Here is a 2,534-nt window from a genome sequence, read left to right on the forward strand (position 1 = left end):
ATGGTTATTTCGGTCTGACCATGCCAGTGATTTCGGTCAAACCGTGCCACTAAGAAAGATCATTTAAAGAAGGTCATTTTTTATTCATTTTTCAAGATTCCCTTTCTCAAAGATTCTCCCTTGAGGTCTATTCTATGGGAAGAGTTTACGAGTCTGTCCAAGATGGCATCTGCGATGGTTCCTTCTCCTATGATATCGTACCAGGTTGATACCGGCAACTGGGAGGATACAAGGGTTGATTTTTCTGTAAACCGGTCATCAATGATGTCCAAAACGATTTCCCTTGCCGTCGCATCAAAAGCCTGTAGCCCAAAGTCATCGAGGATGAGCAGCTCTGTATTCTGGAGTTTCCTCAGTTCCCTGAGGTAGGTTCCGTCGGCTTTGGAGAGCTTGAGTTTTGACAGCAGCCTTGAGGTGCTGCTGTATACTGTTCTGTGCCCCATCAGGCATGCCTGATTTCCCAGGGCCTGTACCAGATAGCTTTTCCCGACCCCCGAAGGTCCGGTAATGATGATGTTTTCTTTTTTGTCCACGAAGCCAAGCCCTGCAAGCCTTGAGAACATATTCTTGTCAAGGTTCCTGTTATGGCTGTAATCAATATCGGCAACGGATGCTTTCTGTTTGAAGGCGGCCTTTTTTATCAACCTGGCCATTTTCTTGTGCTGCCGGTCTTCCCATTCGTGGTCTGCCAGCAGGGCGATGTATTCATCGGCGGTAAAGTCGGCGAACCTGTTGCTGCCGATGTGCTGGTGGTGGAGATCCGCCATGGCGCTGAGCCTCATCTGTCTGAGTTTTTCTACTGTCTGGTTACTGTTCATCATTGTTCTGTTTATTGGTAAGTGGATGCACCCCGGATGTTTTCGTGGTCGGGAATATGGGATTCCTTTTTGTCCATCTCTTCCGGGGTGACCTTGTCCAGATTATTTTCGAGTATGTTTTTGATCCTGCGGTAGGATATTGCCTTGGCGTATATGGCCCTGCCACATGCGGAGTCCAATCTTTCCCTGCCGTAAAGCTTGGCAAGCTTTATGATGCCCTGTGCCCTTTTGTAGGCCGTTTCCGGGTAGTCCGATCCGATAAAAAGTTCACTGATACATGTGGCCACATTGGCCCCCAGGGGAGCTGCCAGCTTCCTGAAGTAGTCAGGGCTCCAGTCAAGGTATTTTTTGTGTGTACTGCTGAGGTGTTCCCTGTTGGTGTTATAGCAGCCCTTTGACGGGTTCCTTTTGTGAAGGGCTATCCTTTCATGGTAATGGTAGACTTCCACGATGTCCCTTGTATAATGGATCTGGGTGGACTTTCCGATATACCTGTAAGGGACGCTGTAATAACTTTTGTCCGGGGAGAAGTAAACGTATCCTATTTTCTGGACCTTTGCCCTTGTATAGTCCCTGAGCTGGTATATACCTGTGGGAAGGGTTTTGAGGCATTCCCTTTCCATGGACTGGAAAAGCTCCCTTCTGCTGGCTTCCTTTCTCTGGAAAAGCATGTTGTTGTAGTTTTCCAACAGTCTTCTTATCTCCCTGTTCAGGTCATCGATCGAAAAAAAGGTCATCTCCCGAAGGGGATAGTATATACGCTGGTAACTGAGCTGTACAGCATTTTCCACCAGTGCCTTGTCCTGTGGGCTGTATGCCCTGGTGGGATTGATGACGCAGTCATAGTGCCTGGCAAAATCCTTAAGGGAGCGGTTGATCTCAGGTTCATATTTACTGGCCCTGGTGACCGCTGATTTTAGGTTGTCCGATACCACGGCCTTGGGAACGCCTTCATAAAACCACATCATGTTGTTCATGCAGTGGACAAGGTCCTCACGTTTCTGGCTCCAACATGCCTCTACATAGGTATACAGGCTGAAGGGAAGCACGGCCACAAAGACTTCTGCCTTTTTGACTTCACCTGTATCACGGTCCACGACCTCCATCCTTGTCCCCGCAAAATCGATGAACACCTCGTGGCCGGGAAGGTGCTCAAGCTTCATGGAGCCCTCTGCATTGGGATATTTTCTATGGTAATGCTCCATGAACTGCGTATAGCTGTAGGGACTGTCCACCAGCTGCCTGTACTCCTGGTAATGGTGCAAAAAGGTAAACCCTGGATGGTTTCTAGCTGCTTTTCCCCGTTCAAAATAACGCATCAGGGCATCAAACCTGTCATTCTTTATGGTGGTGCGGGAAGGGAACAGCTCCCTTAATTTAGTGTTGGTAAGGGACAGGATCTCATCCACTTCGTATTCCGAGGCTGCAAGCCAGGAGATGTACTGGTTGACCGTATTGCGGGAAATCCCCAGCACCGCACCTATCTTCCGGTTGCTTAGTCCGTCCCTGTGTAAACTGAAAATCTGCTTTATATCCATGGGATCAAGTACGTTGGCCATATCGCTCTTTTTTTTAGGCGATATAGCAGGTTAAACTTGATCTTTCAAAGGTGGCACGGTTCGAACCGAAATCCGAACTGGAAATGGCACGGTTTAAACCGAAAGGCCTGGCACAGTTTGACCGAAAAGGGTGGCACAATTCAAACCGTTATATCCA

The 2,534-nt window shown here is 48.3% G+C and carries 2 protein-coding genes; both read right to left on the reverse strand.

All coding sequences use genetic code 11. From position 1 onward, the window contains the following. Nucleotides 1-80: 80 nt before the first annotated feature. Nucleotides 81-821 carry an ATP-binding protein gene (gene istB, locus ACYVAA_RS22680; RefSeq protein ID WP_460546313.1) on the reverse strand — a complete coding sequence of 247 codons (741 nt, stop codon included), beginning with the start codon at nt 819-821 and terminating at the stop codon, nt 81-83. 8 nt (nt 822-829) lie between these two features. Then, the gene (gene istA, locus ACYVAA_RS22685; protein ID WP_460546316.1) at nt 830-2,377 is read right to left on the reverse strand and encodes an IS21 family transposase; all 1,548 of its coding nucleotides are present in this window, start codon (nt 2,375-2,377) and stop codon (nt 830-832) included. Between the last annotated feature and the right edge of the window lie 157 nt (nt 2,378-2,534).

The organism is Echinicola sediminis, assembly GCF_054777495.1.

Coding starts and splice junctions, on each gene's coding strand:
- istB (WP_460546313.1), bottom strand. CDS start 821: ATGATGAACAGTAACCAGACAGTAGAAAAACTCAGACAGATGAGGCTC.
- istA (WP_460546316.1), bottom strand. CDS start 2,377: ATGGCCAACGTACTTGATCCCATGGATATAAAGCAGATTTTCAGTTTA.